We start from the raw sequence: 15,927 nt of genomic DNA, 5'->3' as shown, positions 1-15,927 counted from the left end.
CGGCTGACGGCGGCGCGCTCAAGAGCTCAGCGCGCAGTTTGGAGGATTTCGAAATTGGATTTGCTCGAAGGAAGCTTGCGTTGCGCCGGCGAAGGCAACGAACGCGTCAGATTCCCAGATATTTGTGCTGCAGGTCCGGCGCGGCCATCAGCTCGTCGGAGGTGCCGCTCCACACCGTCTTGCCGCGCTCGATGATGTAGTGGCGATCGCAGATGCGGGCGAGATGATCGACGTTCTTGTCGACGACCAGGATCGACTGGCCCCGGCTCTTGAGCAACGACAGGCAGTTCCAGATTTCTTCGCGGATCAGCGGCGCGAGACCCTCGGTCGCTTCGTCCAGGATCAGGAGTTTGGGATTCGTCATCAGCGCGCGGCCGATTGCGAGCATCTGCTGCTCGCCGCCGGAGAGCTGGTTGCCCATGTTGGACGCACGCTCGGCCAGGCGCGGGAACAGCACGTAGATGGCCGCGAGCGTCCAGGGATTATCGCTGTTGAAGCGATCGGCCGCAGCCGCGACCAGGTTTTCGCGCACGGTGAGGTTCGGGAAGATCTGGCGTCCCTCGGGAACGAGACCGACGCCGAGCTTGGCGATTTTGTAGGACGGAAGCTGCCGCACCTCAGCGCCCGCGAAACGGATGCTGCCTGCGCGTGCCGGCGTCAGGCCCATGATGGAGCGGATGGTCGTGGTCTTGCCCATGCCGTTGCGGCCCATCAGCGAGACCATCTCGCCCGGCTTGATCGACAGCGACAGGCCGAACAGCACCTGGGACAGGCCGTAACAGGTCTCGATGCCGTCGACGTCGAGCAGCGTGTCAGCCATGATGTGTCACCACGTGCTGATCGCCGAGATAGGCGCGCTTGACGTCTTCGTTGGCCCGGATCGCGGCCGGATCGCCGGAGGCGATGACGCGGCCATAGACCAGCACCGAGATGCGGTCGGCGAGCGCGAACACCGCCGGCATGTCGTGCTCGACCAGCACGATCGAGACCTCCTTCCGCAGCTCCTGCAGCAGCTTCACCATGCGCTGGGATTCGGTGACACCGAGGCCGGCCATCGGCTCGTCCAGCAGCAGCAGCTTCGGCTTGCTGGCGAGCGCAACGGCAAGCTCGAGCTCGCGACGCTCGCCATGGCTGAGCCTGTTCACCACGACATCTGCCCGATGGCCGAGACCGACGCGGTCGAGCGCGGCGTGTGCGGCATCGCGCAAGGGTCGCTCCTTGCGCGCGTTGGCGAAGAAGCGAAACGAGGTGCCGGCATGCGCCTGCGCCGCTAGCGCGACGTTGTCGGCGGCGGTGAAGTCGAGCAGCAGCGAGGTGATCTGGAACGAACGCGCAAGACCGAGCGCGCAGCGGCGATAGGCCGGCAAGTCGGTAATGTCCCGTCCCGCCAGCGAGACGCTGCCGGAATGCGGCGCGAGATGTCCGGTGAGCTGGCTGATCAGCGTAGTCTTACCGGCGCCGTTCGGGCCGATGATGGCGTGCAGCTCGCCGGATGCGACGTCGAGCGAGACGTTGTCGGTCGCGATGATGCCGCCGAAGCGGCGCACCAGCTTTTCGACGCGGAGCAAGGGTTCAGCCACGGCCAGCCCTCCCGAGCACGCCCATGATGCCGCCGCGGCCGAACAGCACGATGAGCAGCAGCAGCGGCCCCATGATCAGCGCCCAATATTCGGTGATCTGCGACAGGAACTCCTCCAGCAGCAGGAACACCACCGCACCCATGATCGGGCCGAACAACGTGCCCATACCGCCGAGGATCACCATCACCATGAGGTCGCCGGAGCGGGTCCAGTACATCACGGCCGGGCTGACGAAATCGGTGTTATTGGCGAGCAGCGCGCCGGCCAAGCCACACATGGTACCCGATATGACGAAGCAGACCAGCTGGTAGCGCTTGGCCGGGAAGCCGATCGCCTGCATGCGCTGCTCGTTGGAGCGCAGGCCCTGCACCACGAGGCCGAAGCGCGAATTGACGATGCGCCAGATCAGGAAGACGACGCCGAACAGGCAGGCGAGGCAGAGATAGTAGAACTGCACGCGATTGCCGAGATTGATGAGGCCTGAGAAGTCGCTGCGATTGTAGATGGTGAGGCCGTCGTCGCCGCCGTAACGCGCCAGCCCCGAGGCGACGTAATAGGCCATCTGGGCGAAGGCCAGCGTGATCATGATGAAGTAGACGCCGCGGGTGCGAAGCGAGAGCGCGCCGATCACGAGCGCATAGATCGCAGACGCGGCGAGCGCGACCGGAAACTGGATGAAGCCGGAACCTACGCCTTCCTGCGCGAGCATGCCGACGGCGTAGCCGCCGATGCCGAGATAGGCGGCATGGCCGAAGCTCATCATGCCGCCAAACCCCATGATCAGGTTGAGGCTCGCGGCCGCCAGCGCCAGGATGATGATGCGGGTGAACAGCGTCAGGATGAAGATGTTGCCGGACAGCTGCGAATAGAGCGGCAGCAGCACGAGGCCCGCCAGCATCAGGGCCGTGACGGCCTTGCTCACGCTCAGGTTCTTCATCGACGGTTGGCCGGAAACAGCCCCTCCGGCCGCACCACCAGCACGATCGCCATCAGGAGATAGATCAGCATGGAGGACAGCGCGGGTGCGGCGGTGGACGCGGCGGCGCCGCTCAGCACCTGGCGGAGCAGGTTCGGCAGGAAGGCGCGGCCGAGCGTGTCGATCATGCCGACGAAGATCGCGGCGAGGAACGCGCCACGAATCGAGCCGATGCCGCCGATCACGATGATGACGAAGGCGAGGATCAGGATGTTCTCGCCCATGCCGATCTGCACGGTCAGGATCGGCGCCTGCATCAGGCCGGCGAGGCCCGCGAGCGCGGCCCCCAGGCCGAACACCAGCGTGTAGAGCAGCTTGATGTTGATGCCGAGCGCACCGATCATCTCGCGGTTGGAGGCGCCGGCGCGGATCAGCATGCCGATGCGGGTGCGCATCACGCCAAGATAGAGCAGGAGCGCGACAAGCAGCGCCACCGCGATGATGGCGAGGCGATAAGCGGGATAATGAATGCCGGGCAGGATCGGCACCGGCACGGTGAGCCAGGCCGGCAGCGGCAACGCCAGGCCCGCCGGGCCCCAGATCAGCCGCACGGCTTCATTGAAGAACAGGATCAGGCCGAAGGTCGCGAGCACGTGGTCGAGATGGTCGCGGCCGTAGAGATGCCGCAGCGCCGTCACCTCCAGCACGATGCCGAGCACGAGCGTGGCCCCCAGCGCCATCAGCGCGCCGAGCAGGAAGCTGCCGGTCCACGCCGCGAAGGTCGCGGCGAAATAGGCGCCCATCATGTAGAGCGAGCCGTGCGCGAGGTTGACGAGATCCATGATCCCGAACACCAGCGTCAGGCCGGCGGCGAGCAGGAACAACAGCAGGCCGAACTGCAGCCCATTCAAGAATTGTTCGACGACGAGCAGCATCAAGACTCTTTCAAGCGCGCGCAACGTTGCGCCGATGTTCGAACACAGTCGCCATCAGTGAAAGAGCTCCCCCTGCCTCTTCAAGGCCGAAAAATGGGTAATGGCAGTATCGTTCCTAGGCAAGAGCGATTCGACACCAGACATGCACTTTGTTGCATCTCGGCACATGCGGATTGCACCCGGCAGCACGATCTCAAAAACATTTTAGGCTTAAAACAATTCGGAGCAATAGGGGATTTTAGGCATCCGGCGCTTCTTCGTGCAGCAAAGGGGCGCCGACATGCGCCTTGCAATGCAACAAGGCTGCGGCCCGCCATGAGGCAACCTGCCGCACTCAAATGACATCACCCTCTCACCGGCTGGCGATGAGAGGGTGCGATCATGTTGCGCCTAGTGCGACGTCATCTGCCGGGGGAGTTCGTCCGGCTCGGCAAGAACGCTGTTGGCCGTCGATGCCTCCAGGGCTGCCATCCGAAACAGGTAGGCGAGCGTCGTCAATCCGGTGTCTTCCGCCATCTGCGCCAGCTCGAGCGCCATGTCGGACATGTAGCCGAGATCCTCGTCCAGGATTTGCGCCATGATCTGGCTGTCCCGCATCACGTTCGACATTTCAGGCGCTCTTTCGTTGCGCGGCAGCATGACCGCGGAGGTTGGCACGGGCGATGCAGTCGATCCGCGGACCGGCCTGCTGGACGATGCTCGTCATCCCAATACGGTCGCGCACGACATCGAGCGACTCCTGGCGCATCTCGATGGTCGCCGCCATGGTCCAGGAATTTTCCACCAGCGCCGGCAATCCCAGCGGCGTCACGACGAATCCGATGTCGTGGAACCGCGGCAACCACCACGTCTCCATGACGAGGCAGAGCCGTTCGATGCCCTGATCGAGACAGAATTCCTGCGCGGCCGCCATCAATTGTAAATTGAACGCGCCATCGCGGCGCTCGCGCGTGACGAAGAAGCGCGACCACTCCCAGACCAGCGGGTCCGCAGGGCAACCGCGCACCGCGGCGAGATGCGGGAAAACCTCGCTCATCATCGTCGGCCGGGTGGTCGGATACATGCGGGAGCCGCCGAGCACCCGGCGGTTTTCGAGAGCCAGAAGGTAGACCGCGTCCTCGTTGTCGTAGGTGTCGATCTCGCGGCCATCGGGCTTGCGAAGCGCCTCCCATTTCCGCTCCTCGACGAAAATCTCGTGACGAATTCGGAAATGCTGTTCGAGAACGTCCTCGTACAGGTGCCGATTGACGCAAGAAATCACATGAATCATGAAGTCCCCCATGGCTTGAAATGAGGGAAGCCTCAGCGAAAAAGGCAAAATCGACTATTGGGAAATTTCCCAGTAGGCGAAGATTTCAGGGAGTGATGATTCTGTGGCGGATCGCGATGGCGACCGCATGCGTCCGGTTGACGGCGCCGAGCTTGCGCGCAGCAGTTGCAAGATGCTCTTCGGCGGTGCGTTGCGTGATGTGCAGGATCTCGCCGATTTCCCAGGCAGACTTGCCTTGCGAGGCCCAGGCGATCACCTCGCGCTCGCGGGGGGTAAGACGCGTTGACGGATACGGCACCGGCTCCAGCAAACGGCGGATGTGATCGAAGCCGTACATCCCGATCAGGTGCAGCGCCGGCTTGCTGCGCGCATTGAGATCGAGGTGGACGCCGCCGAGCGAGACGCCGGCCTCATAGCCAGTCAAGCCGTGGATCGGCACGACGAAGCCGCGCGACATGCGAAAATCGGCTGCGCGCCGCATCACCTCGACCGCGCCGGGCTCCAGCTCCGGATCGTACGGCGCTTCGGACCATTCGAAAGGGTTCACCGTCTGCCGGCATTTGCGGACCACGGGATCGACCCGGTCGTAGCTCTTTTCGGTATAGAGGCTGAACCACTCCGCCGGCCACTTCTTGGCAAGCACCATCTGGGAAAAGCGCTGCTCGGGATTCGGCAAGCCCGTCACGATGATATGTTCGAAACCGTAGCGACCGAACGCGGTTGCAAGCGCGTCCATGGCGTCCGAAACCTTGGTATGGGCTGCGAGCCCTTCGATGAAATCGAGCGCCTCCCGGCCATAATCAACGGCGGACATCGTAAGTTTCCTGACCTCGCCGCTCCCGTATAGCACGTATTCGCAGACTGCCTCAATTCGCTATGGCCGTAGTTTCCCGGTGCTCATCCGCTCTGAAGATTTAAACTACTTGTGGCAGAATTGACGCCACGATACACCTGAAGGCGTCGAAGCGGGAAACCAACGATGGAAGACGAGGACATCGCCCTCAACAGCGTGCTCGGCCTGGAATTGAACCGCGTGTTTTTTGCCGTCCGCGAAACCGCAAACAAGCAGAAGATCATCGAGTTTGCGCGCGAGGTGCTGCAGAGCGAGCGCGCGGAGCTGGCCGGGAGCGTGTTGCCGGAAGGGCCGGCGAGCTAGAGTGCCGTTGCAACAGGCGAAGCAACAGATCGCGCCACGAGAACGCCTCTCCATCTGAACGCGCGGATTTTAGTCGAACACCTGGAGCGAAGTTGCTTCGTCATCATCCGCAACGAGCCTGCTGGGCTCTTACCCTCCCCTGGAGGGGTCCGGGACGAGCGTAGCTCGCCCGTGGGTCGTCTCATATTGAGCGCCGCGAAATGTGAGACGGGGTGGGGTGACGGTCCCTCCGCGACGAACAGTGCCCGAGTGGAGAGATCACCCCACCCCGCTCGCGCTTCGCGCGATCGACCCTCCCCCTCCAGGACCCCTCCAGGGGAGGGTAAAGCAGCGCGGCTCCGTCCACATCGACACACACTTGCCGCTGGATGACATCGCATCTCTCGTGAGATGATCGCCGCCACGATCTCTTGTCGATGCCAGGGACATTTCTAGGCCATGATGACGCTGCGCCAGGTCGAAGTGATCCGTGCCGTGATGGTGACGGGCACCATTGGCGGCGCGGCGAAGCTGCTCAACGTCTCGGCGCCGGGGATCAGCCGCCTCGTCAAATACACCGAGCGCTCGCTCGGCATCCGCTTCTTCCAGCGCCAGAACGGGCGCTACTTCCCGACGCCGGAAGCCGAGAACATCTTCGAGCAGATCAACGGCGTCTACAAGAAGGTCGACGACCTCTCCGAGATCATCTCCAAGATCGGGCGCGGCGGCCTGTCGGAATTGCGCATCGGCTCGGTACCGAGCATCTCGCAGGTGATGGTGCCGCGCGCGATCGAGCGCGTCCGCCGCCGCTATCCCGATCTCGGCATCGACATCAACATCCTCAAGCTCGAGGAAGCCATCGACTACCTGATGCTCGGCCGCGGCGAGTGCGTGGCGATGAGCTATCGGCTCGATCATTCCGGGCTCGACTTCCTGCCGCTCGCCTCGGGCGAGCTCTATTGCATCGTGCCGCCGGGTCACGAGCTCTCCGGCCGCAAGCAGGTCTCGGCCGCCGAGATCACCCGCTATCCGCTGATCGGCATCGATCCCAACGATCCCTATGGCCGCATCATGGCCGGGATCTTCGCGCGCCATCGGCTCGACTACAACATCACCATCCGCGCGCGCTTCGGCACCACCGTCTGCGCGCTGGTGAAGGCGGGGCTCGGCATCGCCATCATCGACCAGTTCACGGTGGCCCATGGCGGCTATCCCGGCATCGAGCTCTTGAAGATCGCCGAGCCGACGCGGTTCGACACCTATGTCGCGGTCAAGCGCGGCACGCCGCTGTCGCTGCACGCCGAATACTTCATCGAGGCGCTGCGCACCGAGATGCGCGCGGTCGAGCCGTCCGGCGGCAGTGGCAAGGCCGCCCCGGCCCGCGGACGAAAGAAGTAACATGATGTTAGGTTTGCAGGACAAAAGGGTAATTGTGTTAGGCGCGGGAAAGGCTATCGTCGCAGCTGGAATTGCACGGATTTCCCCGCTAATGGCCGGGGCCGGATGCTCCCAACGAAACGATCGCGAACCATGTCGAAACGCGGATACGCCGCTAGCAAGAAGCTCCTCACCGGCCTGATCGGCGCGCCGATCGCGCATTCCGCGTCTCCCGCCATGCACGAGCGCGCCGCCGAGGCACTCGGCCTGCGCGGCCATTACCAGCTCATCGAGGTCGCCGGCGCCGATGCGGCCGGGCTGCGCATGATGCTGGAGGGCGTCCGGCGGCTCGGCTTTGCCGGCGTCAATGTCACCTACCCCTACAAGGAAGCGGTCGTGCCGCTGCTCGACGCACTGGCGCCAGGCGCGGCCAGCATGGGCGCGGTCAACACCGTCGTCGTCAGGGATGGCCGGCTGACCGGTCACAACACCGACACCACGGGTTTTGCGCGGGCGGTGATGCCGTTGCTGGCGTCGTCCGGCAACGCCGTCGCCGTGATCGGCGCCGGCGGCGTCGGTAAGGCCATCGCGTTTGCGCTGGCGAGCCTGAAAGTAGCCGACATCCGCATTCTCGACAGCGAGCCGGCGCGCGCCGAGAAACTGGTCGCCCTGCTCGCCTCGCGCGGCGCCCGCGTCGCCGCCAGCGTCGAGGACGCGCTCGAGGGCGCGACCGGTCTCGTCAACGGCACCCCGGTCGGCATGCTGCCGAACCGTGACACGCCGGTGCCGGTGGGACTGCTCAGAGCGGACCTTTGGGTCGCCGACGCCGTCTATTCGCCGTTGATCACGCCGCTGCTGGCCGCAGCGCGAGAGAAAGGCGCCCGGATCATGACCGGCCGCGAGCTCGCGATTTACCAGGCCGCCGACGCCTTCGAACTGTTCACAGGCCTTGCCCCATCGACCGAGATCATGGGAGAGGCTTTTGACGCCGTGATGGCTGCGCGCAGCGCGGCCTATCAGGCAGCTTGAGGCGAAGCGGCCGGATACAAGGCCGCTTGCAAGATTTGAAACGGGAGGAGAGGACGATGAAATCAACGCTAGTGGTGGGCGCATTGCTCACCGTCATCACTGCAACGGGCGCCTTTGGCCAAGCGATCAAGCTCGCCAATGTCGCGGAGCTCTCGGGCGGCGGCGCCACCGTGGGCACGAACTGGAAGAACGGCATCGATCTCGCGATCGAGGAGATCAACGCCAAGGGCGGCGTGCTCGGCCGCAAGCTCGAGGTCAGCCATGCCGACTCGCAGTCCAACCCGGGGGTGGCGCGCGCCCAGGTGCAGAAGGCGCTCGACGCCGAGCCCTATGTTCTGCTCGGACCCGGCTATTCCGGGTCGGTGAAGGTGACCGCGCCGCTCGCGGCCGAAGCCGGCATCGCGCAGATCATGGGCGGCGAAGCCGCCGAGCTGACGCAAGCCGGCAACAAGTTCCTGTTCCGCACGTCGTTCGGCCAGCAATCCTCGATGCCGAAGGTCGCAAAGTACATCCACGACGAGATGAAGGCCAAGACCGTCGCGGTGGTCTGGGTCAACAACGACTTCGGCCGCGGCGGGCGCGACGTGATGATCAAGGAGCTCGACCGGCTCGGCTCCAAGGTCGTCGCCGATCTCTCCACCGAGGCGGGTCAGGCCGACTTCGCCGCCGACGTCGGCAAGATCAAGGCCGCCAATCCCGATGCCGTGTTCGTCTACCTGAATGAAGAAGAGAGCGCGCGCATCCTGAAGGAGCTGAAGCGCCAGGGCGTCACCGCGCCGCTGATGGGCGAGACCACGCTGATTGGCCAGAAGGTGATCGAGCTCGCCGGCGATGCCGCCAACGGCGCGCGCGGCCATGTCGGCCTCACCACCGACGCGCCGGTCGACCTGATCAAGGCGTTCCGCGAGAAGTTCTCCAAGAAGTACAATTACGTCCCTGATCATAACGGCCTGAAGGGCTATCTCGCCGTCTACATGGTGAAGGCCACCACCGAAAAGATGGGCAAGGTCGACCCGAAGAAGTTCGCCGACACGCTGCACGGCCTCACCATCAAGGCCGCGGACGAGCCGGGCATCCTGATGGACGTCACCTTCAGCGACACCGGCGACATCGACCGCCAGAGCTTCCTGGTCGAGGTGGTCGAGGGCAAGCAGGTGGTGAAGCAGGTGCTGCCCAAGGTGAAGTGAGGCGTGGCCGTTCTCCCTCCCCGCTCGTCGCGGGGAGAGGGAGATGGTGGAGCGGGGATAGGGACACGAGAGGGGAACATGTCCAGCCTATTCGATCTTCTGGTCGCGGGACTCGCCACCGGCGCGATCTACGCGCTGGTTGCGGTCGGCTTCACGCTGCTGTGGCAGACCTCGCAGACCATCAATTTCGCGCAAGGCGAGTTCGTGATGCTGCCGGCGTTCCTGATGCTGGCGGCGATGCATGTCGGCGCGCCGTTCTGGCTCGCGATCATCCTCGGCATCCTCTTGTCGATGATCCTGCTCGGCCTTGCCTTCAAGCTGCTGCTGGTGGACCCGATGATGCGCCACGGCGTGCTGCCGCTCGCGATTGCGACCATGGCGCTCGCGATCGGCATCAAGGAGGCCGTCAAGCAATTCTTCAGCGCGGAGGCTTCGCCGTTCCCCTCGATCGTGCCGACCGGCGACGTCTCCATCCTCGGCCATGCCGTGTCGCTGCAGAGCATCGGCGTGCTCACGGTCGCCATCCTCGCCGTTCTCGGCCTGACCACGCTGCTGAACCGCACCTCGCTCGGCCACCAGATGCAGGCCGCGGCGCAGAACCCGACGGTGGCGCGAATCATCGGCGTTCCGGTCGAGCGCATGATCCTGCTGACCTTCCTGATCAACGCCTTCCTGGTGGCGCTGGCCTCGCTGCTGATCACGCCGATCTACCTCGCAAAATTCTCGTCCGGCGAGGTGCTGGGCCAGGCCGCCTTCATCGCCGCGATCGTCGGCGGCTTCAACCAGGTGCGCGGCGCGATCGTCGGCGGCCTCTTGATCGGCGTGCTCGACAATCTCGCGGCGGCCTATGTCTCGACGCAGTACCGCGCCGCCGTGCCGATGATCTTCCTGATCGCCGTCATCCTGTTCCGGCCGCAGGGCTTGCTCGGCCGTGCCGAGGAGCGCACCGTATGAGCGGCTTCGCCAAACCTCTGAAGATCGCGCTCGGCCTTGCAATCATCGCCGCGCTGATCATCGTCCCCATGAACTTCAACCGCTACGGCCTGTTCATCCTGAGCCAATGGGCGGTGATGAGTATCGCGGCGATGGGGCTCAATCTCACGCTCGGCTATGCCGGCCAGGTCTCGCTGGCCCAAGGCGCCTTCGTCGGCATCGGCGCCTATGCGGCCGCGATCATGACCACACATGGCTGGCCGCTGCCGGCGGCGATCCTGGTCGCGATCGGCTTGAGCTTTGCGATCGGCTGGGTGCTCGGCTATCCCGCGCTGCGCGTGCAGCACCACTATCTCGCCTTCGTCACCCTGGCCTTCTCCACCCTGGCCTTCCTGGTGTTCCGCAACGAGAGCTGGCTCACCGGCGGCATCTACGGCATCTCCAACATCCCGCGCCCGCACATCTTCGGCATCGCGACCAACAAGCCGCTGCCGTTCTACTATGTCTGCCTCGGCTCGCTCGCGATCGTCTCGCTGGCGGTGTGGTGGCTGATCCGCTCGCCCTGGGGCCGCGCCTTCATGGCGCTGCGGGAAAATCCCTTGCGCGCGCAATCGCTCGGCGTCGACACTCGCCGCTACACGCTGATGGCGTTCGCGATCGGCTCGGCGCTCGGCGGCGTCGCCGGCGCGCTCTATGCGCCGCTGACGCAATATATCGATCCGGTGCCTTTCAACCTGTCGCTCTCGCTCGACCTCCTGCTGATGGTGATCGTCGGCGGCGCCGGCTTCTATTTCGGTCCGTTCCTCGGCGCGATGATCGCGGTGCTGCTGCCGGAATGGCTGCGCTTCACGGAAGGCTATTATCTGATGCTCTACGCCGTCGCCGTGATGCTGCTGCTGATCTGGTCGCCCACGGGCATTCTCGGAATCCTCGACCGCTATCTCGCCGAACGCCGCACCAAGGCGGCCTCCGCGCTGCGCGCCGTCGCAAAGTCGCGCCTGGAGACGGTGCAATGAGCGCGGTCCTCGAAGTCACCGACATCAAGAAGAGCTTTGGCGGCATTCACGCCGTCAACGGGGTCTCGTTCGACGTGCGCGAGGGCGAAATCCTCGGCCTGATCGGGCCGAACGGCTGCGGCAAGTCCACGCTGTTCAACTGCATCCTCGGCCAGCTCACGCCGACAGGCGGTGAGGTCAAGCTCGATGGACAGGTCGTCACGGGCCTGCGCCCCTCCGAGCTCAACAAGCTCGGGGTCAGCCGCACCTTCCAGCTGTTGCAGGTGTTCCCAAAGCTCTCGGTGCGCGAGAACCTGATCCTCGCCGGACAGGAGCACCAGGGCAACATGGCCTCGCGCCTGATCGGCCGCTCCGATGCCGGGCTGACCGAGGCCGCCAACCAGATGATCGGCTTCTTCAAGCTCGACCATCTCGCCGACGAGCAAGCCGGTGGTCTCTCCTACGGTCAGCAAAAGCTGCTCGATGCCGCCATGGCCTTCATGGGCGGACCGCGCCTGGTGCTGCTCGACGAGCCCGCCGGCGGCGTCAACCCATCGATGCTGGCGGACCTTAGGGAGCGCCTGGTGGCGATCAACCGCGAGAAGAACGCCACCTTCGTCGTGATCGAGCACAATATGGAGTTCGTGATGTCGCTGTGCTCGCGCGTGATGGTGATGGCGGAAGGCAAGGTGCTGGCGATGGGCCGGCCCGACGAGGTCCGCAAGAACTCCGCCGTGATCGAAGCCTATCTCGGACACTAAAGCGCGATGGAGATTGGAATGAATTGTCATCGCGCTTTGGTTTTATTGTTTGAGCATGATCTTGTCGGAAAACCGCTGCGCACTTTTCCGGATCATGCTGTAGGGAGCGAGCGATGAGCGACCCGATTCTCTCGGTCCACAATCTCGTCGGCGGCTACGGCAAGATGACGATCTTGAACGGCACGACGTTTGCCGTTCCTTCAGCCACGATCACGACGATCATTGGCCCGAACGGCGCCGGCAAGTCGACCGTGTTCAAGGCGATCTTCGGCCTGCTCAAGCTCCGTGAGGGCAAGATCAGCTTCGCCGGCCGCGATGTGACGAACTTAAGCCAGCGCGCGCTGCTCAATGCCGGCATCTGCTACGTGCCGCAGGGCCGCAACATCTTTCCCGAGCTTTCGGTGCGCCACAACATCGAGCTCGGCGGCGTCGCCGCCGACAAGGGCCTCGACCTGCCCAAGCGGATCGAGGCGGCGCTCGACCTGTTTCCGGCATTGCGGCGCAAGTCCGCGCAGCAGGCCTCGACGCTCTCGGGCGGCGAGCAGAAGCAGCTCGAGATCGCCCGCTCCCTGCTGCTCGAGCCGAAGCTGGTGCTGGTCGACGAGCCTTCGATCGGCCTGTCACCGCTGATGGTGCAGCAGACCTTCGACATCCTCAAGAGCTTGCGCGACCGCGGCGTCACCCTCCTGATGATCGAGCAGAACGCACGCTCGGCGCTGGAGATCTCCGACATCGGCATCGTGCTCGAGCTTGGCCAGACCCGCATGGTCGACGACGCCAAGCGCATTTTGAATGATCCGCGCATCGGGCAGCTCTTCCTCGGTGGCGCCATGGAGGAGAGTGCAGCATGAGCGCGAAAATGCGGATCGCCGTGGCCGGCGCCGGCCTGATCGGCCGTCGCCATATCGAGGTGATCGCGGCATCAAAGGACTGCGAGCTCGCCGGCATCGCCGACCCCTCGCCCGCCGCGGCGGATTTGGCCCTGGCGCACAACGTGCCCTGCTATCCCGATCATCGTGCGCTGCTCGGACAAGCGAAGCCCGACGGCCTCATCATCGCCTCGCCCAACACGCTGCACTTGCCGATGGCGCTCGACTGCGCCGAAGCCGGCGTGCCGGCTTTGATCGAGAAGCCGGTGACCGAGACGGTTGCCACCGCGCAGCGCCTGTGCGCAGCGGTGAGACGCACCGGCGTGCCGATGCTGGTCGGCCATCACCGCCGGCATAATCCGATCATCAAGTCGGCCCGCGAGGCCGTGACGAACGGAAAGCTCGGCCAGCTTACGGCCGTGGTCGGGCTGTGGCTCCTCAAGAAGCCCCACGATTACTTCGAGGTCGCCTGGCGGCGCGAAGCGGGCGGCGGGCCGCTGCTGCTCAATCTCATTCACGACATCGACAATCTCCGCTTCATCTGCGGCGAGATCGTCGAGGTGCAGGCTCTGACCTCGAACAAGGTGCGCGGCTTCCCCGTCGAGGACACCGCCGCGCTGCTGCTGCGCTTCGCGAACGGCGCGCTGGGAACGGTGACCGTGTCGGACGCGACGCCGGCACCGTGGAGCTGGGAGCTCTCCTCGGGCGAGAACCGGGATTATCCCAAGCAAGACCAGCCCTGCTACATCTTCGCAGGGACCGCGGGTTCGCTCTCCGTGCCGAACATGGAGCTGTGGTCCTACGCGCAGCAGCCCGGCTGGTACGCGCCGCTGTCGCGCGCGACCATCGCGCCGCCCGGGTTCGATCCGCTGGTCGAGCAGCTCCGGCATTTCTGCGCCGTGATCGCCGGCCGCGAGCAGCCGCTGATCTCGGTCGAGGATGCGATGGGAACGCTCGCCGTCGTCGAAGCCGTCAGCGAGGCCGCGCTCACCGGGCAAACAATGTCGCCGGGGCAGATCCTGGAGCAGGCCGCATGAACAAGCGCTCGATCGCCACCGTCTCGCTCTCTGGCGCGCTCGACGAAAAGCTCCGCGCCATCGCCGCCGCCGGCTTCGATGCGGTCGAGATCTTCGAGAACGATCTGCTGTCATTCGGCGCCGGCCCGCGCGACATCGCGAAGATGTGCGCGGACCTCGATCTCGAGATCTGTGCGTTCCAGCCCTTCCGCGATTTCGAGGGCATGCCGGAGCCGCAGCGCGCGCGCAACTTCGCCCGCGCGGAGCGCAAGTTCGATCTGATGCAGGAGCTCGGCACCGATCTCTTGCTGATCTGCTCCAACGTCTCGCCCGCCTCGCTCGGCGGCATCGACCGCGCTGCTGACGATTTTCGCGAGCTCGGCGAGCGCGCCGCCAGACGCGGCTTGCGCGTCGGCTACGAGGCGCTGGCCTGGGGCCGCCACGTCAACGATTATCGCGACGCCTGGGAGATCGTGCGCCGCGCCGATCATCCCGCGATCGGCGTCATCCTCGACAGCTTCCACGCGCTGGCACCTAGCTTTCCGACCCGCGCCATGGCCTCGATCCCCGGCGACAAGATCTTTCTGGTGCAGCTTGCCGACGCGCCGAGGCTCGAGCTCGACATCCTGTCGTGGAGCCGGCACTTCCGCTCCTTTCCCGGCCAGGGCGACCTGCCGGTCGGCGAGTTCATGGCGGCGATCGCGGCGACCGGCTATGCCGGGCCGCTGTCGCTGGAGATCTTCAACGACCAGTTCCGCGCCGGCTCGGCCGCACAGACCGCGGTGGACGGCCTGCGCTCGCTGATCCTGCTGGAGGACCAGCTCGCACCGGATTGGCCGAAATTTGCCGGCAAGCCGCTGGCCCCGAAGGCGAAGAGCCGCGGCACCGGCTTCATCGAGTTTGCCGTCAACGAGAGCAAGGCCGGCGAGCTTGCCCGCCTGTTCTCACAGCTCGGCTTCCGCAAGAGCGGCCAGCACCGCAGCAAGGCGGTGGAGCGCTGGTCGCAGGGCAAGGTCGAGCTCGTCGTCAATTGCGAGACCGACGGCTTTGCGCATTCGCACTATGTCACCCACGGGCCCGGCGTCTGTGCCATCGCGCTCGACGTCGACGATGCCGGCCGCGCCATGCAGCGCGCCGAGACGCTGAAGGCGCGCACCTTCTATCAGCCGGTCGGGCCGGGCGAGCTTGAGATCCCCGCGATCCACGGCGTCGGCGGCAGCCTGCTCTATTTTCTCGACCAGGCCGGCAAGAACTGGGACACCGATTTCGAGCCGGTTGCAAGCGATGCAAGCGCCGATGCGCTGCTCGCCGTCGACCACATCGCGCAGTCGATGCCCTATGACGAGATGCTGTCCTGGCTGTTGTTCTACACCGGCATCCTCGACCTGAAGCGCCTGCCGCAGATGGAGATCGCCGACCCCCGAGGCCTCGTGCAGAGCCAGGCCGTCATCAACGCCGACCAGAGCTTGCGCTTCGTGCTCAACGGCTCCTCCGCCAACCGCACCCTGCCGGCGCGCTTCATCTCGGAGTTCTTCGGCTCGGGCGTGCAGCATGTCGCCTTCGCGTGTCGGGATATTTTTGCGACCGTCGCCGCGATGCGCCAGCGCGGCGCGGGCTTCCTGGACATCCCCGACAATTACTACGACGACATCGAAGCCAAATACGATCTTTCGCCCGAACTGATGGCGCAGCTGCGCGCCAACCACATCCTCTACGACCGCGAGGGCGACGGCGAGTTCTTCCAGGTCTACACCCACATCTTCGACGAGCGGTTCTTTTTCGAGATCGTCGAACGCAGGGATTATCAGGGCTTTGGTGCGGCCAACGCCGGCATCAGGCTCGCAGCGCAGGCGCGCGAGGTGCGCCCGGCAAGCATGCCAAGGGTGTAGGACACTCTCTCCACGCCGTCATTGCGAGGAGCTCT

The 15,927-nt window shown here is 64.9% G+C and carries 17 protein-coding genes; 10 read left to right on the top strand and 7 right to left on the bottom strand.

The annotated features are described in order from the left end of the window. Positions 1-106: 106 nt before the first annotated feature. The 7 genes from XI05_RS14415 to XI05_RS14385 form a co-directional block, all read right to left on the bottom strand. The gene (locus XI05_RS14415) at positions 107-820 is read right to left on the bottom strand and encodes an ABC transporter ATP-binding protein (RefSeq protein ID WP_271502558.1); all 714 of its coding nucleotides are present in this window, start codon (positions 818-820) and stop codon (positions 107-109) included. Further along, positions 813-1,580: an ABC transporter ATP-binding protein gene (locus XI05_RS14410; RefSeq protein WP_212256023.1), complete on the bottom strand. Its 768-nt coding sequence runs from the start codon at positions 1,578-1,580 to the stop codon at positions 813-815. Before XI05_RS14410 ends, XI05_RS14415 begins: the two co-directional genes overlap by 8 nt. Beyond that, positions 1,573-2,517: a branched-chain amino acid ABC transporter permease gene (locus XI05_RS14405; protein WP_271502557.1), complete on the bottom strand. Its 945-nt coding sequence runs from the start codon at positions 2,515-2,517 to the stop codon at positions 1,573-1,575. The genes XI05_RS14410 and XI05_RS14405 overlap by 8 nt, the downstream gene beginning before the upstream one ends. Next, positions 2,514-3,431 carry a branched-chain amino acid ABC transporter permease gene (locus XI05_RS14400; RefSeq protein ID WP_018644491.1) on the bottom strand — a complete coding sequence of 306 codons (918 nt, stop codon included), beginning with the start codon at positions 3,429-3,431 and terminating at the stop codon, positions 2,514-2,516. Before XI05_RS14400 ends, XI05_RS14405 begins: the two co-directional genes overlap by 4 nt. A 390-nt stretch (positions 3,432-3,821) precedes the next feature. After that, positions 3,822-4,040, bottom strand: coding sequence for a hypothetical protein (locus tag XI05_RS14395; RefSeq protein WP_271502556.1), 219 nt, complete (start codon positions 4,038-4,040; stop codon positions 3,822-3,824). A 1-nt stretch (position 4,041) separates the two neighbouring features. Then, entirely contained in the window at positions 4,042-4,701 is a 660-nt protein-coding gene (locus tag XI05_RS14390; RefSeq protein ID WP_271502555.1) for an acyl-homoserine-lactone synthase, read from the bottom strand. Positions 4,702-4,786: 85 nt separating this feature from the next. Next, positions 4,787-5,515: a helix-turn-helix transcriptional regulator gene (locus tag XI05_RS14385; RefSeq protein ID WP_271502554.1), complete on the bottom strand. Its 729-nt coding sequence runs from the start codon at positions 5,513-5,515 to the stop codon at positions 4,787-4,789. Positions 5,516-5,680: 165 nt separating this feature from the next. On the opposite strand from XI05_RS14385, the gene XI05_RS14380 reads away from it, so the two are divergent. The 10 genes from XI05_RS14380 (at position 5,681) to XI05_RS14335 (ending at position 15,892) form a co-directional block, all read left to right on the top strand. After that, positions 5,681-5,857, top strand: coding sequence for a hypothetical protein (locus XI05_RS14380; RefSeq protein ID WP_172786151.1), 177 nt, complete (start codon positions 5,681-5,683; stop codon positions 5,855-5,857). Between the two features lie 438 nt (positions 5,858-6,295). Next, complete coding sequence (locus tag XI05_RS14375) at positions 6,296-7,234, top strand: LysR family transcriptional regulator (RefSeq protein WP_271502552.1); 939 nt, start codon at positions 6,296-6,298, stop codon at positions 7,232-7,234. Between the two features lie 132 nt (positions 7,235-7,366). Then, positions 7,367-8,242, top strand: a complete 876-nt coding sequence (locus XI05_RS14370; protein WP_271502550.1) for a shikimate dehydrogenase — start codon at positions 7,367-7,369, stop codon at positions 8,240-8,242. A gap of 56 nt (positions 8,243-8,298) precedes the next feature. Beyond that, a complete protein-coding gene (locus XI05_RS14365) occupies positions 8,299-9,429 on the top strand; it encodes an ABC transporter substrate-binding protein (RefSeq protein WP_271502549.1) in 1,131 nt (376 codons plus the stop codon). A gap of 78 nt (positions 9,430-9,507) precedes the next feature. Further along, positions 9,508-10,383 (top strand): branched-chain amino acid ABC transporter permease, encoded by an 876-nt coding sequence (locus XI05_RS14360; protein ID WP_271502548.1) that lies wholly within the window; start codon positions 9,508-9,510, stop codon positions 10,381-10,383. Beyond that, the gene (locus XI05_RS14355; RefSeq protein ID WP_260381239.1) at positions 10,380-11,378 is read left to right on the top strand and encodes a branched-chain amino acid ABC transporter permease; all 999 of its coding nucleotides are present in this window, start codon (positions 10,380-10,382) and stop codon (positions 11,376-11,378) included. Before XI05_RS14360 ends, XI05_RS14355 begins: the two co-directional genes overlap by 4 nt. Continuing rightward, the gene (locus XI05_RS14350) at positions 11,375-12,118 is read left to right on the top strand and encodes an ABC transporter ATP-binding protein (protein WP_271502546.1); all 744 of its coding nucleotides are present in this window, start codon (positions 11,375-11,377) and stop codon (positions 12,116-12,118) included. Before XI05_RS14355 ends, XI05_RS14350 begins: the two co-directional genes overlap by 4 nt. A gap of 113 nt (positions 12,119-12,231) precedes the next feature. Continuing rightward, entirely contained in the window at positions 12,232-12,969 is a 738-nt protein-coding gene (locus tag XI05_RS14345; protein ID WP_271502544.1) for an ABC transporter ATP-binding protein, read from the top strand. Next, complete coding sequence (locus tag XI05_RS14340) at positions 12,966-14,024, top strand: Gfo/Idh/MocA family protein (RefSeq protein ID WP_271502542.1); 1,059 nt, start codon at positions 12,966-12,968, stop codon at positions 14,022-14,024. The genes XI05_RS14345 and XI05_RS14340 overlap by 4 nt, the downstream gene beginning before the upstream one ends. After that, a complete protein-coding gene (locus XI05_RS14335; protein WP_271502540.1) occupies positions 14,021-15,892 on the top strand; it encodes a bifunctional sugar phosphate isomerase/epimerase/4-hydroxyphenylpyruvate dioxygenase family protein in 1,872 nt (623 codons plus the stop codon). The genes XI05_RS14340 and XI05_RS14335 overlap by 4 nt, the downstream gene beginning before the upstream one ends. Positions 15,893-15,927: the final 35 nt, after the last annotated feature.

The sequence above is a fragment of the Bradyrhizobium sp. CCBAU 11357 genome, assembly GCF_028128865.1.
Lineage (GTDB): Bacteria > Pseudomonadota > Alphaproteobacteria > Rhizobiales > Xanthobacteraceae > Bradyrhizobium.
Note: the sequence above shows the minus strand (reverse complement) of the source record. Positions and strands in the feature narration are given on the sequence as shown.